Genomic DNA, 25,633 nt, shown 5'->3' with positions numbered 1-25,633 from the left:
CTACAGCGCCACATCATCGATCCTGTTCGAGGACCGAAACACCGTTAAACTGCATGCGCGGGCAAAAGTCTTCAACAATTGAAGCTGGCGCGCCTCCGTGTAGACGCCATCAGCGTCCACAAGGTTCCGGATCCAAAATGGCGCTTCGACATTCTTCTCATTCTTTTGAGAGGGAACGGAACGGGCGCTGCGGACGGTGGGCCTTGATTCCGCCTCGTTCATCATCCCTTGTTAAGGAATAGTTTCCTTTCTCGGAGATCCTGCTCATGGCTACCGGCGCATCCCAGCGACTGCATGAGGGGGTCGCTGCCGTTGAAACGATGACGCGTTTCGCGGTTGCGGTGCTTGCGCTTGCGTCCGGCGTTTACACATATCTCGGTGTGCGCAGCATCCTCGATGGATCGGCAACGGCGGTCTTCTTTGCGGCTATCATTTATTCAGCGTCGGTTTCGGTCGGAATCTACGCGTTCTGGTCTTACATGGCCCGCTTCTATCCGCACGTGACCACGCATACGGGTAGAGCCGCGATGCTTGGCGTCATGGCCATGGGTGCTGCCATGATTATGGCCATGTCGAGCTGGCTCAACGCAGCGGCGCTCGCCGGCTCGGCGGCATTGGAACAGCACCTTGCCGAAACGGTGGAGGGCTACACTGCGGACCTCGATCAGGCGCATCAGAACGCTCTAGCCGCTCAAAGCCTGCTGCCCGATATCCAGCGTGCGTCCGAGCGGTTTTCGCAGCTTGCCGCATCGGAGCGTCAGTCGGGAGCGCTCACAGGCACGACCGGATCCGGAAGCGTCGTGCAGCTTTTGTCGCAAATGTCCGCACAGATGAAGGAACTCGAGAACGGCATCAATGCCTCCCGTGAGCAGGTGACAGCGTTGTTCGATGACGGGCAGAAGCGGCTCGAAACCATGCGCACGCTTGTTTCCGCGCCCGGCGCAATCGAACCGCGCGCTGACCAGTTCTCCTCTGAAGTGGTCGCGCTCACGGGCGTCATAGCGTCTCTCGGGCAAACGTCGATTGCTCCTTCCATCCGCCGCGCCGCCGATGATCTGTCCCTGGGCTTCATCGCACCGATCGCCGATGGCGGAGACGCCGATCTTGTCAACCGCCAAGACCGGGTGATGGAAACAGTGCGCGCCTCTGTAGCTGCGCAGTCGAAAGTACTGTCGGAATCGGCCGATGAAATCCTTTCCCGGGCAAACGTCCAGGAACGCCGGTTTGTCCCGTTATCTTCTGCGGAGGCAGTCTTGCGTTACGCGTCCGATTTCATACCGGCTTGGGCCGGTGCCATTTCTATCGACCTTCTTCCCGGGGTACTGGTCTTCATCCTGGCAGTCGTACATGGCGCGATCCGCAAACAGGAGGAGGCGATGCCGTTCGCTGAACGCATAACGGCCGCCGAACTTCTGATGGCGCTGGAAGTCCAGCGCGCGATAAGCCCAAACGGCGTTGATCTTGAAAAAGTGGTGGAGTTCGCGGACGCTGATTGCAAGGTTGAGGACACCGCCAACATCACCAACCTCGACCCGCGGGGGCGCGCAAAGGACCGGTCTCATGAGGATCGATGAAGGGCTCAAAATACTGGCGCGGGTCGATGACGGCGTCTGGATGCGCGGGACGTTCTTCAGTCTGTTAGCGGCCACAGCGATATTCCTCGTGATCGATATGCGTTCTCTATGGGAACGGAATGCCGAGGAACCAATCATTGATCCGGCTCGTTGGCCAATCCTTCTCCCGGCTCCAGGCGGGACCGGACGCGATGGTCCGCCGGTTGAACTGCTAAGCTCACATGAAGTGTTGCGCCAGCCCATGAAGCTGGAACTCCAGCGTGATGGAGTTCTACTCGCTGAAGGCACATTCGACATTGGCGCGGGCGAGCGGTTCGTCCGCGAAATTGAACAGCGCGGCGAATACGTGAAAACGGTGTCTCTCAATTCCCCAGGGGGATCGGTTGACGATGCATTGGCAATTTCCAAGCTGATCCGTGAGAAGGGACTTGATACCCGTGTGGCGTCAGGGGCTCTTTGCGCGTCCTCCTGCCCGATTGTCTTTGCCGGCGGCGTGCGACGATTGGCCGAACCGGAAGCGGTCGTCGGCGTGCATCAGTTGTCCAATGCCAGCACTGATCGGACAACGGCAGATCAGGCGATGTCGTCCACCCAATTAACCACAGCGCGGATCACACGGCATCTCGAAGAAATGGGGATCGACGCCGGACTATGGATCAAAGCTCTCGAAACTCCGCCCGACAAACTTCAGTATGTTTCGGCACAGGAGATGATCGATTTCAAGCTGACAACGGGCCTCTCGGGCGCGATGAAGAAAAAGTAACCGAACTGGGTCAGCCCGGCCGAAGGAGATCCGTGGTCAGTCTTGCTCCATTGGAACTTGGTCCATTCGTATTTGCCGCAACAAGTTCCGTCCGGCGGTGAGCAATTCAAACAAGAATGCGACAAGCGATCCGGTGAGCGAGACGATGGCACCACCAAACAACCAAAAGAGATTTTCTTGGCGCAGTCCGAGGGCAAGAGCGCCAGCAAGTAGATTAAGGATTGCGCAGCCCGTGCAAATGCCGGCCATCACCCCAAGCACGACCGCGACCTCCAGAGCAAGTGCCCTTCGCCGCAAATACGCGAGCTGCATGCGAAACAACTTGCTTTGCTTACCCCTATCCGCGACTTCGTTCAGCCGGTCCGAAACTCTCCCGAGGCGGGTGGTGTAGATACTGACAAAGCCTGCGGTACCAGCCAACAAAAACACCGGCGCAAGGGATGTTTGTATGACAGAGGCATGGTCTGTAACGATAGGTGGTGGGTGCATGCGTACCTCTCAGAAACAAATTGAACTGCGATGCATCAAGCTTTGGACAGCGGTAGATGTAGTCACGGCGGAACGCCCATCATAAAGCTGATAGTAGACCCGCCGGGACCTTGAGCTTGAAGTTCACAATCCAGCTGCCTGGCGCAGCATTCGCCTTGATGCGGCGAAAGCCATATCGGCTATATTTGAGGGCGAGCGGTTTGATGCTGGCGGTCAATGCCGCCTCACAAGAACAGTGCATGTCTGACAATGCTTCGTGATTTCCGCCTCGCGTCTTTTCGCCGCGGTTTGAATGTCCTTCTGCGGCTTATAAGCCATACTTCAAGAAGGACCACTTTTCAGGGGGCAGACCAATCTCCTCACGGTCCAGCGGCTGGGCCGGCCCTCGGCGCTGATGAAGTACAGCACGCCATATGCGACGATGGTGAAATCGACAAGGAAGGCAGCAAAATAACCTGCTATCCAAGGCTCCCCGAGATTGGTTAAATACAGATAGACCATAAATGCCTTCTCGAAGGTGCTGAACACCATGGTCTCAAATCGTAACCACGGACGGAACCCCGCGACCACCATCAGTGCGCCAATTCCGAAGATCATGATGCCCCAGTGTCGCAGAGCCGGTACGCTGGAAGGGGTGAAATCGACAAGTCCACCGAGCATCGGTGTGATGAGTTTGATGTCGAGCGCGAACGGCAGTGTCCCACAGGTCGCCAAACCGAAAACAATGAGAAACCATTTGATGGTTTTGGTAATGAATTTGTTCAACGTGCACATCATTATCCGCCGGACGATTGGAAGCAAGCTGTAACAAGATGGAGCAAGACGGTTCGCGCCGACGACGCACCCCAGGTGTCATTTCATCATCAGGGCTGTCACCCGATCGAAGGCAGCGGAAAAGCCTTTCAGGGAAGCCGACAACGAGATAGGTTCGTTGGTCTTGGCAGCCTTGGCCATCATCTTGAGCACCGCTCCAGTCCGCAGCTCGGCAACGGCTGCGCCGTCGAAGCTAAGCGGCACAACGCATCCGGCGGGGACGCAGGTGCTAAAACGCACAGGTGCCTCCGAAGACTTCTCATCGACCTGAAGCGATACGCCGGCATCAAGTGCGAGCCCGAAGGGCAGAACAAGTGTACCCGTCGCAGTCTTCCCATCGCCACCGGCTGCCATCTCGATGGCCAAAAGCCGCTGTCCGTTCTGCTGTGTCTGTTGCTGCATGAGAAGACAATGCCTGTTCTTCCTCTGGACGCAGCTAACCATCCAGTCCGCGTAGGTTTCCTGCAGAGAGGACGCACCGCCCGGGAGCGTGGCGTGCTCTTGTGCGAACGTTTGACCAATGGCCAGGACCAGCAGGCAGACGGTAGCGAAGATTGTCCGGTTCGACCGGAACCTCGGTGATAAGCACTGTCTCAAGGCCCCCTGTCTCCTCTCAGAACTTATAACTGAGGCGCAACGCGCCGCCGTGGCTCGTGTAGGTGTCGGAAAACGAGCCTTGGTAGTTCAAGCGCAAACTGAAGCCGTTGTCGCTCGCCAGATCAACGCCAGCGGTCAGCCGCCCCACCACGGCGGCCAGCGGCACCTCACTGCCGAACGTGCCTATCCCGGCGGGCGCGTTGGCCAGCCGTGCAGACGTATCCCAGCTATCGGCGCTGCTGAAGCTCACTCCGGCGGCCGCGAATGCCCGCATGACCGTTGTCTCGTTAACGTCAACACGCGTACCGAGTTCAATGGCCGGAGTGGCGTGGAGGCTCCATTGGCCGACATCATCGACCAGGAGGTCGAGGGCGCCGGCTCCCGACTCGCGATAGCCATTGGCATGCGAATAAATCAGGTCAAAGTCCACCAGAGGCCGCACATAGTAAGGATCCTGCGCGAAGGTATAGGCTGCGCGCACGCGGGTGCTGACATTGTAAACCTCTGGGTCGCCTTCGGCCTGGCTGGCGAAATCAGGAATCCGGATCGTGCGCGTATTGTCGTACCAACCGTAGCTGCCGGCAACGGCACCCGACAGTAACCAGGGGCCGCTCTGGTGCTTCAGGGAAACGCCGCCGTAGAGGATGTCGCCGTTGGCGTTGACCCGGCCGTCGTCGCCGCTGATGGAACTGCGGTCATAGCCGCCAGCCAAGCCGACGAACCAGTTCGGCGACACCTCGACCTGGGCGCCGGCTTGCAGGGCATAGGTCGTGGTGTCGAAGCCCGACACGCTGGCACTGGTCTTCTGGTCGAGCGTCTGTGCGCCGGCCTGAGCCCAACCACACTCCGTCTCCGTCAGGAACGAGGTGCCCGCGGCAAACATGGGGCAGCTCAGCAACAGGTCGAGGTGCTGCTGCGTCATGGCGATGCTCCCGGACGCAGCCGCACCGGAGACACCGGGCGACATGTCCGACAGAGCTGCTCCATAGCTGCCCGCATCGCCGTCGGCGAGAGAGCCGAGCGTGCCGAACAGCGTGCCATAGGAGCCACCGCCGGCATCCCAGATTTCCTGCAGGTGACCTGCGACGCTGTCCTGGCCGTCGTTTAGCGCGACGCCGGGCTCGGCGAAGTGGGCCGACTCCGCCGAAACCGACAGCTCGTTTCCTGCCTGGGTGATGGCATAGTCGAAGATTGCCGACTGGGCACTCAGCGAATGGTCGAGGGTGCCTCCGACGGTGAGGAACGGCAGACTGATGTCGGGCAGGACGCTGATGGCGTTCACCGCGAACTTGCCGTCCAGCGTAGCGTCACCGTCGATGGTCAACCGATCCATGCGCGAGCCAGCGAAGTCGGCGGTGAGCTCCAGTATGCCACCCGCGTCCTGCGTGAGGTCGCCAGTGATTCTGGTGGCGTCGATGCCGCCGGAATGACCGATCATCAGCCTGCCATGATTCATCACGTCAGCCTCATAAATCTCCGCATCCGTCAGCAGGCCACCGGCCTCATTGATCACGGAGACGGCCATGCCGCTGCCGAAACGGGCCATCGGCACGTTGTCGTCGTCGTTGGAGACGACTTTGCTGTCGACGAGATCCCCTCTCACGCTGCCGCTGATCGTGCCGGAGTTAAGCACGGTCAGGGTGCTGCCGGCGGGCGAGCTTCTGCCGACGGTATAGTTAACGGCAAGGCCTGAAGCAGCAGAGACGCTGCCTCCGGAATTGACGGTCACCATGTTGTATTTCCCGGCCGAAACCCAGACGCCGGCGCCGTTGTCGGAGCCGCCGGTGACGGAACCATTGACGGTCACATTGATCTTGCCGTTGTTGTCCGTCCCTGCATCGCTCTGCGCGAATATGCCGATCGAGTCTTTGCCGGTCGCCTGGATAGCCCTGCCAGCATCGAGGGTGACCGTCACATCGCCGCTTTTGCCGGCCGACGAGAGATTGCCGTTGGAGCCGATGAAAGCACTAGTCGCGTTGCCACCGAAACCGCCGCCGCCGCCGATCGACTGGGCCAGGATGCCGTAGGCGTAGTCGCCCGACGTGGTAATGTTGCCGTCAACAGACACGGAGACATCGTCGCCGTCACCGGTGCTGCCGGGACTGTTGCCCTTGGAGGAGAGCGGAGCACCCGAGGCGGTGCCTCCAATACCACCACCGCCGCCGATCGACTGGGCCACGAGGCCATGGGCGGCCAGACCTCGCGTATGAATCGTGCTGCCGTTGGTCAGATCGACCGTGACGGCGCCGCCGTTTATTGTTCCACCGCCCGAGCCACCGACCACGAGCGAGCCGATGCTGTCGGCCTCGCCGGCGCCGCCGATGCCGCCACCGCCGCCGATCGACTGCGCGACAATGCCATGGGCCCGATCGCCATAGGTGTCTACGCCGCCGCCATAGTTCAGGTCGATTTCGCCGCCGCTGCCACCGACGCCACCGCTGCCGCCCACAACAAGATCGATCGCATGGCTGTTATCCTCTTCGGCCGCCTTGGTGCTTCCGGCGCCGCCGACACCACCGCCGCCGCCAATCGATTGGGCCAGGAGGCCTATCGAATCGTCGCCGTTGGTCTGGAGGGCGAGCCAGCTTCCCGCACCGACCGTAATTTTGCCCCCGCTGCCGCCGGCGCCGCCGCTGCCGCCGAAACCGCCGCCAACGGTGATCTTGCCTGCCGCCTTGTCGGACCCATCGCCGCCCTGGCCGCCGCCGCCGCCGATCGACTGCAGCAGCACACCGTAGGCGCTATATCCAGCGGTACTGATGCCGGCGGTGCCGTGGTCGCTGTCGAAGGTGATGTCGACCGAGCCGCCATTACCGCCCGCACCGCCGCTCCCGCCAACACCCACGGTGATGTTGGCCGTCGCCTGGCTGCCGGATGCGGTGGATGTGCCACCGGCACCGCCACCGCCGCCGATCGATTGGGCGACGATGCCGTCTGCCCAGTCGCCCATGGTGGCAATGTGGCCGCCATGCGTCAGCGTGACTGTGTTGCCATTGGCGGCCGTGCCGCCACTTCCACCGTCGTCAATGGTAGCGCCCACACTGACGTTGAAGCAGTAGCCATATCCATTGCCGTCTTCGCTGGCGCATTCGCTGTCACCCGCGTCGTCGAGCGGCTCGGAATCGTCAGAAGTAGCCTGCCCCACCGAGCCTCCTAGCCCGCCGCCACCGCCGATCGACTGCGCGAGCACCCCGTCCGCATCTGCGCCAGAGGTATTGATTTTACCCCTGGTGGTGACGGTGGCCGTGCCCGCCGTCCCGCCACTGCCGCCAGTCCGGCCAACGGAAACGCCGACAGATGCGGAGAAAGCACCGCTACCCCCTTCGGAATCTTCGGCTTCCTCGCCGCCGGGCAGGTCGGCGCTGGCCGACAGCCCGACGCTAACACCTTGCGAAGTACCGCCGCCGCCACCGATCGACTGGATGAGCACACCGCGAGCACCGGACCCGCTGGTCTGCAAGCTGGTGCCGCTCTCGAGGTCCACGGTCGTGTTTCCGCCGCTGGCGCCGCCGCTGCCGGAGCCGCCGACCCCTACATTTGCCGCCAGGTTGAAGCCGCTACCGATCTGCTTGCTGTTGACGCTGCCGACGCCCCCATTGCCGCCGCCGCCGCCGATCGACTGCACCACGATCGCATTGGCATAATCGCCGGCTGTCGTCACGGAGGCGCTGTCGTTGAGATCGACCTTGACGATACCGCCATTGCCGCCGCTGCCGCCGGAGCCGCCGACCGAGACACCGATGTCGGCGCTGACGGTGTCCACCGTGCCGACGGTCGCGGCCATCGACGACGCACTGCCGCCATTGCCGCCGCCGCCGCCGATCGATTGCGCCACAAGGCCATGCGACGAAGCACCTTTCGTGGAGACCGCGGAGCTGCCGTCCAGCGTCAGCGACACTTCCTCAGCAGTCCCGCCCGATCCGCCGCTGCCGCCGACGGCCGTGGAGACGCTCATCGCCAGGGAGACGTCTTCGCCGGTCGGCACCGCCACGGTGAGCGCGTCGGCAACCGAGGAGCCGCCGCTGCCGCCACCGCCGCCAATCGACTGAGCGAGCACGCCGATCGCGTCGGTCACACCGCCGCCGCCCTGCCCGGTCTTGATAATGCTGTCGGTCAGGTCAATAGAGACCTCGCCGCCGGCGCCGCCGGAACCACCGGTGCCGCCGACAGCCACCGACGCCGTGAAGCCGATACCTGCGGAATAGGAACTGGCGGAACCGCCCGTACCGCCGCCGCCGCCGATCGACTGCGCCACGATGCCCGCCGCGTGCGAGCCCTGGGTCGTCAGGTTCAGTCCCTGGAAGCCGACGGTCACGGTGTTTGCGTAGCCGCCGCCACCGCCGCCGCCGCCGATCTGGAAGCTGCCGAGCCCGGCATCGCCGCCCGTGGCGTTGCCTCCATTACCGCCGCCGCCGCCGATCGACTGCGCGAGTATGCCGAGCGCACCGGAGCCTTCTGTCGCGATGGCAACTGCCTGCGTTCCAGAGCCTGTAGAACAATCGCCGCCGGAATTTTCATTGGTGACGCAGACCCATCCGCCGCTACCACCCCCCGAGGCGGTGCCGCCGACACCTAGTGCCGGAACACCGACTGACAGGTCGATCACATTGCCGCCATTGCCGCCGCCGCCGCCGACCGATTGCGCCATGATCGCATGCGACATCTCACCCTGCGTGGTGACCGAACCGCCAGTCAGCAATACGTTTGCATGGCTGCCGGAGCCGCCAGCCCCGCCCGAACCTCCGACGGTCGCGATGCCCTTCGCACCGCCGCCCGAACCACCGCCGCCGCCGATCGACTGTGCCATGATGCCGATCGCTGCGTCGCCGGCCGTACTGATGGCGCCCGAGCTCTGGACCTCGGCAGTGCTGGCATAGTTGCCGCTACCGCCGGAACCGCCGATCGACAGGATGCCGCCCGCCATACCGGCGGCGCCGCCGCCGCCGCTGATCGACTGCGCAATGATGCCGTGCGCCGAATAGCCGGAGGTGGTGATCGCGCCGGAATTCTGGACACTGGCCGTTTCGGCCTGCCCGCCGTCGCCCCCATTGCCACCCAGCTCGAGCGTCAGCCCGTCGGCGATGCCGCCAGTGCCGCCGCTGCCGCCGATCGACTGCACCAGGATGCCATAGGAATGCCCGCCCGAGGTGGCGATCGCCGCGTTGTTGTTGACGATAGCCGTGTTTCCACTGCCACCATTGCCGCCATTGCCCGCGCCACCCCCGAGCACGTCGGTGAAGTTGCCGCCGGTGCCGCCACCGCCGCCGATGGAATGCAGAGTAATGGCGGCCGAGTAATCTCCAGTCGTCGTGATCTTCGAAGCCCCGCTCGAAAAGACGCCTACGCTGCCGGCATTGCCGCCATAGCCGCCCCCGCCGCTCGTGCCGACAACGGCGGTGTCGTCGCCGCCATTGCCACCTTGGCCGCCAATGCTCTGGCCCAGCAAGCCATAGGCGTAGCTGCCCTGCGTCTCAACGCTACCGCCGGACAGGTTCAACTGGATTTGCCCACCGCTTCCGCCGCGGCCGCCGGAGCTGTCCTTCTCGCCGGCCTGGCCGTCGCCACCGCGGCCACCCTGGCTCAATGCGATCACGCCACCAAGATAGTCGCCTTGGGTCGAAATGGTGCCTGAATGGACCGTCACGGTCGTCGCCGCTATTCCACTTTCTGGCCTGCCGCCCTCGCCACCGGCGCCCGCGACGTTTGAGCTCCAGCCGTCGCCGCCTTCGCCACCCTGGGTAACGGCAACGACGCCACCTGACAGGTCATTCACCTTGCCGGTCGCGACGATTTTCATGTCGGCATACGTGTCGACATTTATGACCGAGCCGCCGCCCCCGGTGCCGCCTTCATCGGAGCTGTCTTGCGAAGCTGTGCCGTTGCTGCCCTGGCTCAGCGCATAGATGCCGCGCACGCTGTCGGCGTCGTTCGCGTAGATGCCGATCGCGCCGGCGGATGTATTGCCGGAGGAACCGATTTCGATATCGATGAAGCCGCCCGCGCCGCCCGCACCGTTATCGTGGCCGCCTGCCTGGCCGGTGGACTCGGCGGCAAGGCCCCAGACATAGTCCAGTCCGCTCAGCGGGTTTGTCCCACTGCCGAGATTCACCTGTCCGGTGTTAGAGATTTTGATGGTACCGCCGCTGCCGCCGTTGCCACCCACTTGGTCGCCCGCCGCACCGCTATTCTGTTCGCCGCCGCTGCCGCCCTTGCTCACGGCAAAGATGCCGGTCATACCTCTGGCCGTATTCGAGTTGAGCGATTCTACGGTCAGCGCCCCGTAGTTGGTGATCGTTATCGCGCCTCCCGCCCCCCCGGCCCCGCCGCTGGATTTGTAGTTGTCGTTATCCCCATCCCCGTCGCCGCCGAAGCTCGTTGCCGAAATCAAGCTGCCGATCGAGCCTGGATCTGTCGAGCTCGTGAGGGTTATGGGGCCGTAACTGGTGATCGTCACGGCCCCCCCGGCACCGGCGCTTCCCTCGTCGACGCCGGCGCCACCCATTGTATAGGTCATGATGACGCCGCCGACGGATTCCCACGGCACTGTGTAAGGGAGGCTTGCGCCGGCCGTGTACGAGGCTTGGGTGTTGATCGTTATATTCGCTCCTGGGTCACCGTCCTTCTCATCGTTGTGATCGACACCACTGTCGCCCCAGCAGGCGGACCACGTATATCCATAGTCGACCTGGCCGATTGACTGGGTCGCGGAGCCGGTGCAGCCCGCGTACGCATTGTCGGCCACGGCCGCGCCGCCGAGACCCAAGGCCAACATTATTACTAAACGCGATGCGTTTCGGTCGGACAGGACTGCAGCCTGGTCGCTGCGCCTGGATGAAGGGTGCGACGATCCTTGCCGGGTCTTACCGGTGCGTGCGACATGCTTCATGCGATGAGCCCCCAAAAGTGAAGCGAACAAGACCTGCCGACCTTGAGACAAGCTTCGTCGCATGCGCAATCTGCGCGAAATCCTCGACGCGACTTCCTTCAACCAAAACGGCAAGGCCACAACCATGCGAACGATAAAGCGACAAATGCCGGAGATTCAACCGAACAAAACGATTCAATTCTGACCAAATCCTACAGCCGACGCTTCATGCAGAGCTCTTGGGATTTGCGATCGATGACAGACAAAAACATCAATCGATCAATTCAGCTGAACTCTTGTAAATTCTTGCATCACTTGATTGTTCTTGCGCCTGCGCTGGACTCCTGCCAGCTATAGGTTGCATGATCGCGTGACTTGAAGCAGCAGGGGACACCGTACAAATGCTCAAGAATGCTTGACCTCAAGACAGTCCTGGTCGTCAATCTGGCGACTGCCAGCCTGCAGGCGATCGTCTGGATCTTCGTCTGGTTGGCATGGCGTCATCTCTACGAGCTCAAGTTCCTTGCTGCGGGGTTTACCGCCATTGCCATAGGGCTTCTCTTGATGATCTTGAGAGGCGAGCAGCCTGCCGCATGGTCGATCGTGTTGCACAACACTGTAATAAAACTCGGTCTGGTCCTGCTCGCCGAAGGACTGGCGCGCTTCCTTGGCCAACCCCGCTACACCTGGATCGGTATTTCGCTGCTCATTTTTCAGATTGTGGCCTGGAGCATCGCCCTCGCCGTCGATCCGGGCAACATTGCCATCCGCATCCACTCATCGACCCTCTTCACGATCATCATGATGTCATTGATGTCCGTGGCGCTCCTGCATGACCGGACACAGCCTTGGCTTTTGCGATGGATTACCATTGCGGTATTGGCCGAATATATCGCAGCCAGTATAATTCACAGCGCGATCGAGTACTGGAACCCGGCCGTCGCCCAAGACATCACGGTCCTCGACAATCGCAACGCCTGGTACCTGTTGCAGGGCGTTCTGTTTCTGATCGCTCTGTTTGCCTGCCTCCTCTTCATGGTCAGTTCGCGACTATCAGAGGCCCTACGCGAGAAAAACGACGCTTTGTTACGGGAAGTGGTGGAACGCAGGAGCCTTGAAAACCAATTGAATACCAGCCTTGAAACCGAACGCGCGCTTCGTGAGGAGCAGGCGGACTTCATGCGCATTGTTAGTCACGAGTTTCGCACTCCCTTGGCGGTCATCCGTAATGCGGCCGACATGATCGGTCTGGTCGGTGACAGATCGCGTGAAGCAACAAAGGAACGGCTTACCGGGATCGGCGAGGCGCTAGACCGGCTGTTCTCCCTTATTGATCGCTTCATGACGAACGACCGAGACAATGGCTTTCGACCGCAATCGATGCAGATCGGATCTCTGATGACCGACGTGCAGTTCCATTTCGAAATGACCGGGCGCGGGGAACGATTGCATTTCAAAACGTACGGGGAATCAACTTCGGTTTTCGTCGATCCCGATATGCTGGCAACCGTCGTCATCAATCTCATCGACAACGCCTTCAAATATTCGCCCGAGAACCAGTCCATTCATATTGATACCCTGTCGGCAAGTGGCTTCGTCGTTATCCAAGTGTGTGATCGCGGTATCGGTATACCGAAAGCTGAGGCACACAAAATTGGTCGCCGCTTCTTCCGAGCCTCCAACGCCAAGGCCGGAAGCGGGACCGGGCTTGGCCTTTACTCTTCCCGTAAGCTTCTGGCCTATCATAGCGGCACATTGGAGCTGCTACCCCGTGAAGGAGGGGGAACGGCGGCTGTGGCGCGTGTGCCTATCTTGAGCGGAACGACAGAGCCCGCCCTGCAAGAGGAGATAATGGGTTGACCCGCATTTTGATCGTCGAGGACGAACAGCGACTGCGCAGGGATCTGGTTGATTTTCTGGGATTGTGCGGTTTCACGGCCGAAGGAACTGCGACAGCAGAAGGTTTGCGGCAGACACTGGCAAATGATGAGCCGCCCGATGTCATCATCCTCGATGTCGGGTTGCCTGATGGCAATGGTTTCGACCTGGCCAGCGAAATCCGTGAGGCCGGTCGCTGCGGCATCATCATGCTTACAGCTCTTGGCGACGGTGACGACCGCATTCGCGGCTTTGAAAGTGGAGCCGACATTTATCTCGTCAAGCACAGCACCTTGCGGGAGATCGAAGCAGCGATCCGTAGCCTACTGCGGCGAACAGGTGATCAAGGTGATTTAGCGGACGGCGGGGCAGGCAAATGGGCGTTGGACAGCAGAAATTGGACTCTCACTGCGCCCAACCAACGCTCGCTCAAGCTAACGGCAACCGAGTTCGCGCTCGTCAATACGCTTTGCAAACATGACGGTGGCATCTGCAGACGCGAGGAACTGGCGGAGACCCTTGCCCGCCCCAGAACCCATTTTGATAACCGGCATCTGGATGCAGTCGTCAGCCGCCTTCGCCGTAAGATAGGGGAGCAGACCAACCTGCATGTGCCGATAAAAGTGGTCTATGGGGTGGGCTATACGTTCACAGCCCCGACCGTTGTGCAATGAAGATTCTACAAGATTTTGGCCCCATCTGCGGCCCGCATGTTCGCCGAGGCCGCGTCTGGCCTCTCCGCGCCTTGAGGTCGCTGTCGATCGGTGAGGAGGCCAATTGGTAGGAAATGATGTCGACAATGCAATTTGGCGGTCACGCCCTCGAAGTGAGACGTTCCAACCTTTAGTTCGCAACGGCGAGCCTCCTTCATGAGGCGAAGTTGCCGTGGGTCACGGTCGAGCTGCGGACATCCATAGAACATCCCTATTAATTCAGTGATTTAGCGAAAGTTTTGGTGCTCGAAGCATAGACTACGCCTTCACAAGGAACGTCCACCAGGCGGCGTGAGCGGACGACGCTTCGAGGTATTATTGCATCTTTTCGGCTTTTCCGGGCGGTCAACAGGGTGCGCAGCGCGACCGCGAGTATACATTATGCGGCGATCACTCGATCTCGTTTTGGCCACGGGTTATCTCAGTCGCTTGTTGAGCAACGCCTGGGTTGTGCGGTAGACCTCAATGTAAGCAATTACCTACATATAGCATGAGAGAAAGAAAAAACCAAGCCGAGGATACGCCGGAGCCGGTTTACGCTGGCCCTCGATACCGTCGTACAGGGTTAGCAATCCAGCCGCCACATGTGCGATCCCAGGCCGTCCAAAATAGAACAAGACGGGCATAATGCTCGTCTGCCCATGATACCGGCGGCCGCGCTGGGGAGAAGCGATCACCCGAGCGTATGGTCAAGAATGATTGCCGACGTGGCCGGCCCCATGCATTATGCACAGTCTTCGAACCCCGCAGGACGATCCACGCGACACCGTTTCTAACCCATGTTCCCCTCCCGCCTCCTTTCTGTTATGACCATATTTGCATAAATGGTCACAACTCGTAGGAGATGACGTTGAAGAACATCGACCTCATGTACCAGACGATGCTTGCTGAGCTGGCGCAGAGGACTATGGACGCGGCATGGACAGCAGACTTCCCGCCCGAGGGCCGTTTCATCACATCAGAGGTCAAGGGCAAGCGCTACTGGTATTTCGACATGCCGGATGGCTCGGGCGGCAAGAAGCGCCGCTACGTCGGTCCTGCTGACGATGAAGAGATCGCGCAGCGCGTCGAGGACTTCAAACGTGACAAGGACAGTCTGCGGGATCGCAGGCGCATCGTGGCCTCGCTGACCCGGCAAGGAGGCATGATCGCGCCCGACCCCATGTCCGGCGATATCGTCGAGGCGCTCGCAGCCGGAGGCCTGTTTCGGCTCCGCGGCGTCCTCATCGGCACGGTGGCCTTCCAGACCTACAGCGGCATCCTCGGCGTGCGCCTGCCCATGGCGACGATCGTAACTGGCGATGCAGACATCGCTCAAGACTACGCCGTCAGCCGGGAGGTCGAAGACTCCCTCCCCCCGATCCTCGATCTCCTGCGCTCGGTCGATCCCACCTTCCGGCCTGTCCCGCATCGATCGGGATCGGCAGCGTCGAGTGCGTTCCAAACCAAGCGCGGCTACAGGGTGGAGTTCCTGACCTCCAACCGCGGCTCCGACGACTATAGCGATCAGCCGTCAACGATGCCCGCTCTCGGCGGTGCCAGCGCAGACCCGCTGCGCTACTTGGACTTCCTCATCCGAGATCCGATGAGAACGGTGCTGCTGCACAAGAGCGGTATCCCGGTTAATGTTCCGGAGCCGTCTCGGTACGCTGTTCACAAGCTTATCATTGCGACCAAGCGCCGAACGGACGGCCACTTCGTTCTGAAGCGCGACAAAGACCTTAAACAGGCCGAACTCCTCTTTGAAGCTCTCTACGAGACGCGGCGGGCATCCGACTTTGCACTTGCATATGAAGAAGCCGAAGAGCGCGGACCTGCATGGCGCGAGGCTCTGCAGGAGGGTACGGACTTGTTGACGGAGCAAGGCCGAAAGATGCTCTTCCAAGTTCTGCGGCGGGGTAATCAGGAGATCGGCAAGGTACGCCCCGAAGATCGGCAGTGAGGAAGTAGAGGGCGTGTCGTCGCAGGTAATAGGGACTGTCCGTGAGACAACAAGACGAAGTTAAAGACCGGACCCATTATGGAGCATGTTTTTTTTCTAAAACTACCACGCGAATGTCGGGTGGCTTGTCGCTTCTGGACTAGAGTTTGGCAATCCGCCTCGCGAAAACACGTCGCCAGCATGACCAAGGAGTTGGGTGCAACGTACCCAACATAACCGGCAAAAAACTCCGGCCAATATCGAAGAATTCTTCAAGTAAAAAAACAGTTGATGCGCGGCGATGGCATGCGGCATACCCGCAGGTTAGAGACGATCCCCGGTCAAGCAGCCACGCGGAAAACGGCGCCAATTCTTGTGTTGCCATGCGCCGATACAGCCATAATCGCCGCTGCCGTCTTCCGGCTCAGTTTGCCTGAGTGACCTTCAGTTTCGCCTGTTCGAGAACCCAGTACTCCATGGCGAACAACTCGGCCTCTCCAATTGGCGTGAATCGGCCATACGACTCAGCAGCATTGATCGCACGTGTCGCCTGCTCGCAAAGATCTCCGCCGATTTTGGCGGCCTTTACGTTGGTGCCGATGTTAAACATGCCCTCTCCACGCACGACCACGACACGCGGATAGGGATCGAGCATGGTTTTCGGCTCTGCTGAGTGCGCGGCGTGGCGATTGAAGTAAGCGCGGTAGCGCTCCTTGTAACTCTCCAGCGCCTGTTCGATTTCGAGATCACGCGCACCTGCGTCAATGAACATCGGCCAAGGCTTGATGCGAATGACGTGATCGGGCGTTACGGTGCCGCGAAGGGCAATCTCTTCGACATTGCTCTTGCGCACGTGCTGACGTATTGCCTCCGTTGAGCGATAATCCAGCGAAACGCCGGGGGCAAAGGGGGACCGTTCGCCAGTCAGCACTGAGGTGAGACGTGTTTGCAGAGCGGCGTCGGGACTCCGGTCGCTCTGTTGCGGACCGGTCAGTTTAATCCCTTTGCTCGCCAGTTCCTCCTCGGCCAATGTTACAAACTCGATCATCAATTCGTACGACGCCCGCGCCGTGCCGGCGAAAGTGAACAGGCCATGATTTTCCAGCCAGAGGCCCTCGCAATCGCGGTGGGCATCAAAGATGCGAGCTCCGTCAATTGATAGGTCAAAACCTGGCATCACATACGGCACGAAGGCTACGCGGCCGCTGTAGAGACGTTCGACGGTATCGCGCATGCCAGGTTGATCCGCTAGCGCCAGGATCGCGGTTGCATGCGTGTGGTCGACGAATTCGTGGGGGATGAAGGCATGCAAAAGCGCCTCGACCGAAGGATTGGGCGCGCTGGCATCCAGCAGATTGGCGCGCAGCAAGGCGACCATATCGGGATCGGAGAGCCTCAGCCCGTCGCGCGCCGCCAGAAGCTCCGGCAATCGCACCGCTGGCAGGCCAGGCGCCTCGATGGTGTCGAGATCCCAACCGCTGCCCTTGATATGCATGAGCGCGCAGCCGTCCTCGCCCGTCACTTTGACCGATGTATTGCCGCCGCCGTGCAGCACAAGGTCCGGATCGCCACCGATGATGCGCGAGGTATAGATGCGTAGCCCCAACGCTTCGCTATGGCCAGCGGACCGGGCGGCCTCCACGTAACGGTTGGCGTCGATGTCGTCCCAGCGGCTTTTCATGATGGGTTTCCATTTTTCATCAAGTGAGAACGGGCGGCCATTCGCAGGCCACCCGGCCTGGTGTTTTCAAGATCAGAAGTCGAAATTGCCGATATTATCCTTGGTGAAGACGGTACGCTCGGGTAGCAGCACGATACCGTTGCCTTCGGCCTCGTAGTCGTAGCCTTGAACCTTGTTGGCCGAGACTTCGACCGTGCCGACGCCTGGGACTTCCAGCTTGTCACCGACCTTCATGGGACCGTTCTTCAAGACGTGGTCCGCGACGAAGACCGAGATCTTGCCTTGCTGGGTCACATCCCAGAGACCGAACCGCTTGATCGTGCCCCGCTCGATGTAGGGCCGCATGACGTTCGGTGTCGAAAACCCGACGATCGTGACGCCATCTGCCCGCTTCAGGTTTTCAGCGGCCTGGGCTGCGGCCGGCAAGGCGTTGGCGTCGGGCGCGATGATCGCGTCGAGATCGGGGTAAGTCTGCAGGATGCTTTCTGCCGTCTGCAGCGACTTCTGCGCATCGTTGTAGCCATATTGCGTGGTGACGATCTCCCAGCCGGGATGCTCCTTGGCGATCTTCGCCTTGGCAGCTTCCGCCCAGGCGTTCTGGTCGGTGACGGTCGGGCTCGAATAGAAGAAGGCAACCTTCGCCTTCTCCTTCTTCACGCCCTCGCCGGCCATGTCGACAAGCAGACCTCCGAGTTGTTCTGGCGTGCCCTGATTGATGTAGTAGCTCCGGCAATCCGGATTGACGTCGCTATCCCAGGTCATCACCAGCACACCGCGCTCCATCGCACGCTTCAGGGCCGGGCAAAGTCCATCCGGCGAAACGGACGAAACGATGATGGCGTTGTAGCCCTGGTTCACATAGTTGTTGATGAACTGCACTTGGCCGGAGACGCTTGGCTCGGTCGGACCGTCGTAGGTGACCTTTGCGCCAACCTCTTCGCCGGCCTTTACCGCTCCGGCCCCACCGCTGGTAAAGAAGCCGACACCGACTAGCTTGGGGATGAAGGCGATCTGGGATTCGGCCTGCGCCGTACCTGATGCAAGCACGGTGCCGGCAAGAAGGCTGGCCGCAAGGGCGGCGGTTTTGACGATTGTGTTGTTCATTTTCTTTCTCCTCCTGAGGTGACAGCCGCCCGGCTCTTCTGTTGCCGGGCAACGGCGACGAAATCGGAAAGCAAAGCGCTTCCGTGGCGCAGTGCGACCGCTATAACCAGCAACCCTCCCGAAAGTGCGCTGGAAATCTGGCTTGAAACACCGCTCGCCTGCAGGCCCTGCTGCAGGTAGCCGATGACGAATGTGGCAATCAGCGTGCCGAGAATGGACCCCTGCCCGCCGTAGATCGACGCACCACCCAGCACGGCCGCCGTGACGGCTGGAAGCAGCGTCGCGGCTCCGAGATCGACGCGCGCAGAGCCGAAATAGGCGGACATCACCAGCCCCGCCACCGCGGCGCAAAGTCCGGTGACGACGTAGGTGACGGTCTGGATGGTGGCCACGGGAATACCGGCGAAACGAGCCGCACTCTCCGATTGGCCAACAAGAAAGACGGCACGGCCGAAGCGCGTGAAATGCAGGAGCACCACGAGCACGAATGCAAGCCCGAGAAATACGGCAAGGGTCGCGGGCAGCCCGAACAGTTGTGCGTAGCCGAACCCATTGAAGGCTTCCGGGAAGTTGCCGATCCCCTCGTAACCGCCAGCCCCGACAAAGCCCGAAGCGACGGTCGCCGTTCCCTGAAACAGATAGAGGCTGCCGAGGGTGACAACGAGAGGCTGGATCTTCGACAGGTGAATAACGCTGGCGTTGAACAGGCCGCAAATCGCGCCGGTCGCAAGCGATATCAGGATCGATAGCGGCAGCGGTACGGCGTAGAAAGTCGCGACTCCGAACACAATTGCTGCAAGGCCGATGGCCGATGCGAAGGAGACGTCGATGCCGCCGGCGATGATCACCAAAGTCAACGGCAAGGCGACGATGCCGATCTGGACGAAATCCGAGGTGCCGTAGATCAGGTTCGCGGGATTGAGAAAGCGCGGATTGATGATGCCGAAGATTGCAAGCTCCGCCACCAGCATGGCGAGCAACGCGGTCTCCCAGCGGAAGATCAACTTTTTCATCGGCTCGTCTCCGCGATCCTGGATGTTGTAGACTTGGTATCGTGGGCGGGCGCACGATCGTGGATGGCGTAGCGGCGGGCACGAATGCGCCGATCGATAAGTTGACGAATGCGGCCATCGAGAAGGAGTACCGAGAGCAGTAGCGCACCGGCGATGAAGTCGTTCCAGTAGGCGGGAATTTTCAGGAAGACGAGTGCGCTGTCGATCGAGGTGATGAAGATCACGGCGGCGACAACGCCTGCGACCGATCCGGTGCCACCGAGAAGGCTGACACCGCCGAGAACGTTGACCGCGATCGCCTTGAGTTCGATGCCGTTGCCCGCCTGGTTGGGAATGAAGCCGATCTGGGCGGCAAAGACGACGCCTGCCAGAGCGGCGCAAGATCCGGCCGCGACGAAGGCGGCAAATTGGACGCGCCGCACCGGCACGCCGAGGTGGTGCGCTGCCGCCTTGTTGTCGCCGACCGCATAGAAGAAGCGGCCGAAACGCGTCTTGCGCACGAAAATCCAGAGCGTGACGATTAGCAGAACGACGACGACTGTCAGCGCTGAGAAACCGAAGCCGAGATTGGTGGAAAGCGCCTTCAGATCCTGCGGCAGGTCCTCGATCCAGCGTCCACCGGTCATGACCAGCATGACGCCGCGATAAAGACCAAGCGTACCAAGGGTGGCGACGATCGACGGTATGCCGAGATAGGCGACCATCAGCCCGTTGAACGCACCTGCCAGCGCGCCGGTGAGCAGACAAAGGGCGATCGAGAGCGGCAGGCAGAGACCCGCATTCAACGTGAGGCCAAGCACTGCGGCACTCAGACCGAGCACCGAGCCGCTCGACACATCGATGTTGCGCGTCAGGATAACGACCATGGTGCCAAGCGAGATCAGCATCAAAACCAGGCTGCTCGACAGCACGGTCGAGACCGTTGCTCCGGAGAGATAGCCCGGCGCCGCTGCGCCGATTGCGGCGTAGGCAAGGGTCAGGATGAAGATGAGCGTGACAACGCGGTTCCGGGCGAAGAGATCAAGCATGGTGAGCCTCCGAGGCGCCGAAGGCCAGTCTGGCGATTGCATCCACGCTGATCGCGTCCGAGAGTTCGCCGCCGTGTCGGCCAAAGGCCATGACCTGAACGCGATCGGCCAATTGCTCGATCTCGTCAAAATCGGAGGATATGAGGACGATGGCGACGCCGTCGCCGGCAAGCGTGCGGATCAGTCCGTAGATGTCGTTGCGGGCGGCAACGTCCACCCCGCGCGTCGGTTCGTCGAGGATCAACACCTTCGGCTTCGCCGATAGGCATTTTGCCATGAGAACCTTCTGTTGGTTGCCCCCGGAAAGGCCACGCGCTGCCTGGCCGGCGCCGGTGCATTTTATGCCCATGCTGTCGCGAAAGCCGTCGAAGATCCGGCGTTCAATTCCCGGCCGCAGGAAAAACGGCAGGCGATGGATAAGATAGGACGAGACATTCCAGTAGAGCGGCGCTTCGAGGAAAAGGCCGTTCTGCTGGCGGTCTTCCGGCAGATAGACGAGGCCGTGATTGATGCACGACCGTGGCTGCCGGTTCTTCAGCTCCTTGCCTTCAAGATGCACGCTCCCGGCGGTTTGTCTGCGCAAGCCGAAAAGTGTCTCGGCAAACTCCGTGCGCCCGGCACCGACGACACCGGCAAGACCGAGGATCTCCCCTGCCCTGGCATCTAGGTCGATGTCGCGAAAGCCCTCTCCCGACAGCCCGCGCACCGTGAGCCTCGGCTGACCGATCTGCGCCACCTTGCGCCCGAGCTTGGCGGGTCCGTTGCCGGCTGCAAGCGGTACACGGCTCATTGCCTCCACGATCTCGGCGTCCGTATGGTCGTCGAGCGGCCCCGAGAGCACGATGACACCGTCCCTAAGCACGCTGATCGCGCTGCAGATTTCTCGGATTTCACGCAGCTTGTGGGAAATGAAGAAAATGCCGACGCCCTGCCCCTGCAGTTTTCGCACACGTTCGAAAAGTGCGCTCGACTCGAAGGGTGTCAGAGCCGAGGTTGGCTCGTCGAGGATGAGGACGCGCGCGTCCCGCACCAGGCCACGCAGAATTTCGACGATCTGCCGTTCGGCGATCTCGAGCGATGCTGCCTGCGCATCGAGATCCACCGCAACGGCAAGCTCGGCAACAAGCGCCTCGACGCGAGGCCGCAGCGAGCGTGGTGACAGCGTCAAGCCCAGACAGATATTTTCCAAAACCGTCTGGTTTGGCAGGATATGCGCTTCCTGCGGCACCAGATAGAGACCGAGGTCTTGGGCGAGAGCCGGCGAGGCATGCATCAACGTCCGGCCGTTGATTTCGATGCGGCCGGAGTTGGCCGGGATAACTCCGGACATAATCTTCATCAGACTGGATTTGCCTGCGCCATTGCCTCCGAGAAGCGCGTGCACTTCTCCGGCTTCGAGCGCCAGCGAGACGCCCTTTAAGACCGGCACCGCACCAAAGGATTTCCAGATGTCCTCTAGAAGGGCGACCTTCCCGGCCGCTTGTTCCTTCACCATTCCCCACCTGTTCAAATGTATTCTGTTATCATCATGTGATCATAATGCCCTACCACCGTCAATATGGTCATCTGTGTCGAACGGAGAAGGAAATGACTACATGAGGACCAGACGCGCAAATAGTCGCGCAATATCAGTCGGTTGCCGATCAATAAATTATTTCGGCACTCAACACCGTTGACGTATCAAATGTTTTTGCAATATTCAAATGATCACAACAACCCAAAGGAATGGGCCGCATGGCTTCGGACAATGGCGAGTGGAGTTACGCGGATGCGGACGAGGAGACCCTCACCCGCATTGCCTGGTATTACTACAATGACGGCTTGACTCAGAACGAGATCGGCGAACGGCTGAACATGTCGCGCATCAAGGTGTCGCGTCTTCTGGAAAGCGGTCGGCGTTCGGGCATTATCCAGGTGCGCATCAATTCGCGCTATCAGGGATGTCTGGCACTCGAACGTCAGATCAAGGAGCGCTACGGATTGCTGGAGGCCTATGTCGTGCCGCAACTGCCCGATCAGGATCCGAGCGACCGTCTGGGCCAGGCGGCCGCCCAGTTCCTCATGCAGCGCCTGCAGCATGGCGACCTCCTGGCGGTTGGCTGGGGCGCCACCGTCAGCAACACGATTCAGCGGCTCGGCCATCTCGCCAATGAACGCGATATCGGCCTTGTCAGCCTCACCGGCGGCGTCGGAACCTATGTAGACGGTATGCGCACCGCCAATTGGGGAAGCAGCGTCCATCTCGTCCCCGCCCCTCTTGTCGTCAGAGACCCGCAGGTTGCAAGCAACCTCTCCTCTGAACCGGCAGTCGCCAACCTGCTCGACATGGCGCTCAACGCATCCTTTCAGCTCGTTGGTATCGGCGAGCTTTCGCCTGCCTCGACGGTCGTGCGCTCCGGTTATGTCACCCCTGATGAAGTGGAGCCGCTGCGCCGCAAGGGCGCAGTCGGAGACATCCTTTGTCAGTTCTACAATGAACAGGGCGAGGTGCTCGATCTGCCGCTGCACGATCGCGTGATCGGGGTGAAGCTCGCGACCCTGTCGCGCGCCGAAAAGGTCGTGGCCGCGGCAGGCGGCCTGCAAAAGGTACAAGCCATCCATTCTGCATTGCGGGGAAAATTCGTCGGTATCCTCATCACCGATGAAACCACCGCAGCCGGCCTGCTCGAGATCAAGGACTGAGCATCACGATGAACGCAAGATATCTCCTGGCCGTCGACGCTGGCACGGGGAGCGGCCGCGCCGTCATCTTCGACCACGACGGCAACCAGCTCGCCAGCGCCCAGCATGAGTGGTGGCACAAGGCTGATCCGCGCTTTGCCGGCTCGATGGATTTCGATGTTACGGGCAACTGGACACTTTTGGCGCGGGCGATCCGCCGCGTCATTGCTGATGCGGGGATCCGGGCAGCCGATATTGCGGCCGTCAGTGCCACCAGCATGCGCGAAGCCATTGTCGCCTATGATCGCGACGGTCGCGAAATCTGGGCTTGCGCGAATGTCGACAGCCGCGCCAACAACGAGGTTCGCGACCTGAAGCAGGACTTTCCGCAGCTTGAGGCGGAACTCTATGCCCAATCCGGCCAAACCTTTGCGCTGGGCGCCCTGCCCCGTCTACTCTGGCTGAAGCGCAACCTTCCCGACGTCTACGATCGTGTTCATCGCGTCAGCATGCTTTCGGACTGGGTGCTCGCCCGGCTTTCAGGCGTGATCGCGAGCGATCCCTCGAACGCTGGCACGACCGGTCTTTATAGCTTGGCGGCGCGCAACTGGCTTCCGGATGCCATGTCCAAGGTCGGTATGCGTGACGATATCTTCCCGCCGAGTGCCGAGCCGGGCACTGTGATCGGCCGCGTTACTTCGCAGGCATCGCAAGAAACCGGTCTTGCCGCCGGCACGCCGGTCGTCATGGGTGGCGGTGACTGCCAGATCGGCGCCGCCGGTCTCGGGATCGTCAACGAAGGTGACTGCGCGGTGCTTGGTGGCACCTTCTGGCAGCAGGTGGTCAATGTGGCGCCGTCTGTTACGGATCCGTCGATGGATTTGCGTATCAACCCCCACGTCGTCACGGGTCTCAACCAGGCCGAGGCAATCAGCTTCTTCGTCGGCATCGTGATGCGGTGGTTCCGCGACAGCTTCGGCGCTGAGGAAATCATAACCGTCGGCCCCGGCGGCGACGCCTATCGCTTGCTGGAGCAGAAGGCGGCCCTTGTTCCTCCAGGTGCGTACGGCATCATCCCGGTGTTCTCGGACGTGATGCACTATGGAAAATGGTATCACGCGGCCCCGTCACTGCTGAACCTCTCCATCGATCCGGAAAAATCCGGCAAGGCGGCAATCTTTCGCGCTCTGCAGGAAAACGCCGCCATTGTTGCGGCCCGCAACCTTGCCGCCATTTTCAAACTTTCCGGCAAAATACCTGACAAGATCGTCTTTGCGGCCGGCGCCTCCAAGTCCGCCCATTGGTCACAAATCCTCTCCGATGCAACCGGCTTGCCGGTGGTAACACCCGTCGTCAAGGAGGCGACTGCTCTCGGCTGTGCCGCGTCGGCGGCAATCGGCGTTGGATTCCACCGCAATTTCGTCGAGGCCGCCGAAAGCTGGGTTCGTTGGGACCGACACTTCGAACCCAATCTCGAACACAAGGCGATCTACGACAATGCCGGCGAGCGTTGGGCCCGAGCCTACGCTCTTCAACGTCAACTGGTCGATGAAGGCGTCACCACCGCCATGTGGAAGGCTCCCGGTCTCTAAACCCTTTCTTCGCACGCACCAGCGTGCCGCTCTAACTTTACCAAGGAAAACGACATGCTCATTCAGATGGTCAGCATCAAGGTCCAGGAAGGCCATGCGGCCGAATTTCTCCAAGCCTTTCGCATCAACTACGAGGGCACACGCCGCGAGCCCGGCAATCTGCGCTTCGATGTTTTGCGCGATCCGCAGGACGAAAACACGTTCCTGATCTATGAAGTCTTTCAATCGGCCGAGGCTCTGGAGGACCATCGCAAGACTGAGCACTACAAAGAGTGCGTCCGCATGATTGACCCAATTCTTGCTGGTCCACGGACCAAGGTCTACTACAACGCCGAGATGGCAGACTTTCTTGAGAAGACGGCTTAGAATTTAGCTTCTGGAAAAACTGCGGCGATGCAAACTTCGCGCTTGGTCGAAATTGCGCCCACGCTGCAGCCGTGTGAATTTTTCCGTCCCAGGCGAAGAGGCCGGTGTCTCAAACTTAGGTGGAGCCACACCGGCCTGCTCTCATCCTGAGTGCAACCCGAGCAGGGCACCGCTTTGATGCTCCCTCAGGGGAAGCCACCATCGCTGCAACCGCCGCGTTCCGTCGATGCATTCTGCGATTTTGTTACGCGATTTTGTTGCGGCGACCACAAATGCGGTCGCTGCTTGCCGAGCGGGAACTCGGCATAGGACAGGTGGAGGGCTGCCCTATTCCCTGAGGGGTTTATGGAATTCCGACCGGTCGACCGTGATCCTTCATTGGACTAAAATAGAACCACGCTGCGGATGCTCTCGCCGGAGTGCATCAGCTCGAAGCCCTTGTTGATGTCTTCGAGGGCCAAGGTGTGGGTGATCATCGGATCGATCTCGATCTTGCCTTCCATGTACCAGTCGACAATCTTCGGCACGTCGGTGCGGCCGCGGGCGCCGCCAAAGGCGGTGCCCATCCAGCTGCG

The 25,633-nt window shown here is 60.7% G+C and carries 17 protein-coding genes and 1 pseudogene; 8 read left to right on the top strand and 10 right to left on the bottom strand.

Features of this window, described 5'->3' with window-relative positions; all coding sequences use genetic code 11:
* Window positions 1-266: 266 nt before the first annotated feature.
* Complete coding sequence (locus ASD00_RS24285) at window positions 267-1,574, top strand: hypothetical protein (protein ID WP_057209613.1); 1,308 nt, start codon at window positions 267-269, stop codon at window positions 1,572-1,574.
* A complete protein-coding gene (locus ASD00_RS24280; RefSeq protein ID WP_057209611.1) occupies window positions 1,561-2,337 on the top strand; it encodes an ATP-dependent Clp protease proteolytic subunit in 777 nt (258 codons plus the stop codon). The genes ASD00_RS24285 and ASD00_RS24280 overlap by 14 nt, the downstream gene beginning before the upstream one ends.
* 36 nt (window positions 2,338-2,373) lie before the next feature.
* Here the strand turns inward: ASD00_RS24280 and ASD00_RS24275 are convergent, their stop codons facing one another.
* From ASD00_RS24275 to ASD00_RS24260, 4 genes are all read right to left on the bottom strand, one after another.
* Window positions 2,374-2,826 (bottom strand): DUF2721 domain-containing protein, encoded by a 453-nt coding sequence (locus tag ASD00_RS24275; protein ID WP_057209609.1) that lies wholly within the window; start codon window positions 2,824-2,826, stop codon window positions 2,374-2,376.
* A 321-nt stretch (window positions 2,827-3,147) separates the two neighbouring features.
* On the bottom strand, window positions 3,148-3,591 hold the full coding sequence (locus ASD00_RS24270) for a hypothetical protein (protein ID WP_146160953.1): 444 nt from the start codon (window positions 3,589-3,591) through the stop codon (window positions 3,148-3,150).
* 87 nt (window positions 3,592-3,678) lie between these two features.
* On the bottom strand, window positions 3,679-4,083 hold the full coding sequence (locus tag ASD00_RS24265) for an invasion associated locus B family protein (RefSeq protein ID WP_082523715.1): 405 nt from the start codon (window positions 4,081-4,083) through the stop codon (window positions 3,679-3,681).
* A 169-nt stretch (window positions 4,084-4,252) separates the two neighbouring features.
* Window positions 4,253-11,122 carry an autotransporter outer membrane beta-barrel domain-containing protein gene (locus ASD00_RS24260; protein WP_057209605.1) on the bottom strand — a complete coding sequence of 2,290 codons (6,870 nt, stop codon included), beginning with the start codon at window positions 11,120-11,122 and terminating at the stop codon, window positions 4,253-4,255.
* Between the two features lie 390 nt (window positions 11,123-11,512).
* On the opposite strand from ASD00_RS24260, the gene ASD00_RS24255 reads away from it, so the two are divergent.
* From ASD00_RS24255 to ASD00_RS24245, 3 genes are all read left to right on the top strand, one after another.
* On the top strand, window positions 11,513-12,961 hold the full coding sequence (locus ASD00_RS24255) for a HAMP domain-containing sensor histidine kinase (RefSeq protein WP_057209603.1): 1,449 nt from the start codon (window positions 11,513-11,515) through the stop codon (window positions 12,959-12,961).
* Window positions 12,958-13,653 (top strand): response regulator transcription factor, encoded by a 696-nt coding sequence (locus ASD00_RS24250; protein ID WP_057209602.1) that lies wholly within the window; start codon window positions 12,958-12,960, stop codon window positions 13,651-13,653. The genes ASD00_RS24255 and ASD00_RS24250 overlap by 4 nt, the downstream gene beginning before the upstream one ends.
* 889 nt (window positions 13,654-14,542) lie before the next feature.
* Entirely contained in the window at window positions 14,543-15,634 is a 1,092-nt protein-coding gene (locus tag ASD00_RS24245; RefSeq protein WP_057209599.1) for a GSU2403 family nucleotidyltransferase fold protein, read from the top strand.
* 403 nt (window positions 15,635-16,037) lie between these two features.
* Here ASD00_RS24245 and ASD00_RS24240 read toward each other — a convergent pair whose 3' ends face one another.
* The 5 genes from ASD00_RS24240 to lsrA form a co-directional block, all read right to left on the bottom strand.
* Window positions 16,038-17,294 (bottom strand): class II aldolase, encoded by a 1,257-nt coding sequence (locus ASD00_RS24240; protein ID WP_057209596.1) that lies wholly within the window; start codon window positions 17,292-17,294, stop codon window positions 16,038-16,040.
* Between the two features lie 72 nt (window positions 17,295-17,366).
* Complete coding sequence (gene lsrB / locus ASD00_RS24235) at window positions 17,367-18,398, bottom strand: autoinducer 2 ABC transporter substrate-binding protein LsrB (RefSeq protein ID WP_057209592.1); 1,032 nt, start codon at window positions 18,396-18,398, stop codon at window positions 17,367-17,369.
* Window positions 18,395-19,411 carry an autoinducer 2 import system permease LsrD gene (locus ASD00_RS24230; RefSeq protein WP_057209588.1) on the bottom strand — a complete coding sequence of 339 codons (1,017 nt, stop codon included), beginning with the start codon at window positions 19,409-19,411 and terminating at the stop codon, window positions 18,395-18,397. Before ASD00_RS24230 ends, lsrB begins: the two co-directional genes overlap by 4 nt.
* On the bottom strand, window positions 19,408-20,439 hold the full coding sequence (gene lsrC / locus ASD00_RS24225; RefSeq protein ID WP_057209584.1) for an autoinducer 2 ABC transporter permease LsrC: 1,032 nt from the start codon (window positions 20,437-20,439) through the stop codon (window positions 19,408-19,410). The genes ASD00_RS24230 and lsrC overlap by 4 nt, the downstream gene beginning before the upstream one ends.
* Window positions 20,432-21,934 carry an autoinducer 2 ABC transporter ATP-binding protein LsrA gene (gene lsrA, locus ASD00_RS24220; RefSeq protein ID WP_057209579.1) on the bottom strand — a complete coding sequence of 501 codons (1,503 nt, stop codon included), beginning with the start codon at window positions 21,932-21,934 and terminating at the stop codon, window positions 20,432-20,434. The genes lsrC and lsrA overlap by 8 nt, the downstream gene beginning before the upstream one ends.
* A gap of 239 nt (window positions 21,935-22,173) precedes the next feature.
* On the opposite strand from lsrA, the gene ASD00_RS24215 reads away from it, so the two are divergent.
* Genes ASD00_RS24215 through ASD00_RS24205 form a run of 3 tightly spaced genes read left to right on the top strand, consistent with a single transcriptional unit; the run spans window position 22,174 to window position 25,058 of the window.
* On the top strand, window positions 22,174-23,121 hold the full coding sequence (locus tag ASD00_RS24215) for a sugar-binding transcriptional regulator (RefSeq protein ID WP_057209575.1): 948 nt from the start codon (window positions 22,174-22,176) through the stop codon (window positions 23,119-23,121).
* 8 nt (window positions 23,122-23,129) lie between these two features.
* A complete protein-coding gene (gene lsrK, locus ASD00_RS24210) occupies window positions 23,130-24,692 on the top strand; it encodes an autoinducer-2 kinase (RefSeq protein WP_057209572.1) in 1,563 nt (520 codons plus the stop codon).
* A 54-nt stretch (window positions 24,693-24,746) separates the two neighbouring features.
* Window positions 24,747-25,058 carry an antibiotic biosynthesis monooxygenase gene (locus tag ASD00_RS24205; protein WP_057209569.1) on the top strand — a complete coding sequence of 104 codons (312 nt, stop codon included), beginning with the start codon at window positions 24,747-24,749 and terminating at the stop codon, window positions 25,056-25,058.
* A 383-nt stretch (window positions 25,059-25,441) separates the two neighbouring features.
* Here the strand turns inward: ASD00_RS24205 and ASD00_RS24200 are convergent.
* A pseudogene (locus ASD00_RS24200) lies at window positions 25,442-25,633 on the bottom strand (S-(hydroxymethyl)glutathione dehydrogenase); the annotation flags it as partial.

Source organism: Ensifer sp. Root31, from assembly GCF_001424825.1.
GTDB classification, from domain to species: Bacteria; Pseudomonadota; Alphaproteobacteria; order Rhizobiales; family Rhizobiaceae; genus Ensifer; species Ensifer canadensis.
Note: the sequence above shows the minus strand (reverse complement) of the source record. Positions and strands in the feature narration are given on the sequence as shown.

Coding starts and splice junctions, on each gene's coding strand:
- ASD00_RS24240 (WP_057209596.1), bottom strand. CDS start 17,294: ATGAAAAGCCGCTGGGACGACATCGACGCCAACCGTTACGTGGAGGCC.
- ASD00_RS24230 (WP_057209588.1), bottom strand. CDS start 19,411: ATGAAAAAGTTGATCTTCCGCTGGGAGACCGCGTTGCTCGCCATGCTG.
- ASD00_RS24285 (WP_057209613.1), top strand. CDS start 267: ATGGCTACCGGCGCATCCCAGCGACTGCATGAGGGGGTCGCTGCCGTT.
- ASD00_RS24280 (WP_057209611.1), top strand. CDS start 1,561: ATGAGGATCGATGAAGGGCTCAAAATACTGGCGCGGGTCGATGACGGC.
- ASD00_RS24205 (WP_057209569.1), top strand. CDS start 24,747: ATGCTCATTCAGATGGTCAGCATCAAGGTCCAGGAAGGCCATGCGGCC.
- lsrA (WP_057209579.1), bottom strand. CDS start 21,934: ATGGTGAAGGAACAAGCGGCCGGGAAGGTCGCCCTTCTAGAGGACATC.
- ASD00_RS24260 (WP_057209605.1), bottom strand. CDS start 11,122: ATGAAGCATGTCGCACGCACCGGTAAGACCCGGCAAGGATCGTCGCAC.
- ASD00_RS24255 (WP_057209603.1), top strand. CDS start 11,513: ATGCTTGACCTCAAGACAGTCCTGGTCGTCAATCTGGCGACTGCCAGC.
- ASD00_RS24265 (WP_082523715.1), bottom strand. CDS start 4,083: ATGGTTAGCTGCGTCCAGAGGAAGAACAGGCATTGTCTTCTCATGCAG.
- lsrB (WP_057209592.1), bottom strand. CDS start 18,398: ATGAACAACACAATCGTCAAAACCGCCGCCCTTGCGGCCAGCCTTCTT.
- lsrK (WP_057209572.1), top strand. CDS start 23,130: ATGAACGCAAGATATCTCCTGGCCGTCGACGCTGGCACGGGGAGCGGC.
- lsrC (WP_057209584.1), bottom strand. CDS start 20,439: ATGCTTGATCTCTTCGCCCGGAACCGCGTTGTCACGCTCATCTTCATC.
- ASD00_RS24215 (WP_057209575.1), top strand. CDS start 22,174: ATGGCTTCGGACAATGGCGAGTGGAGTTACGCGGATGCGGACGAGGAG.
- ASD00_RS24275 (WP_057209609.1), bottom strand. CDS start 2,826: ATGCACCCACCACCTATCGTTACAGACCATGCCTCTGTCATACAAACA.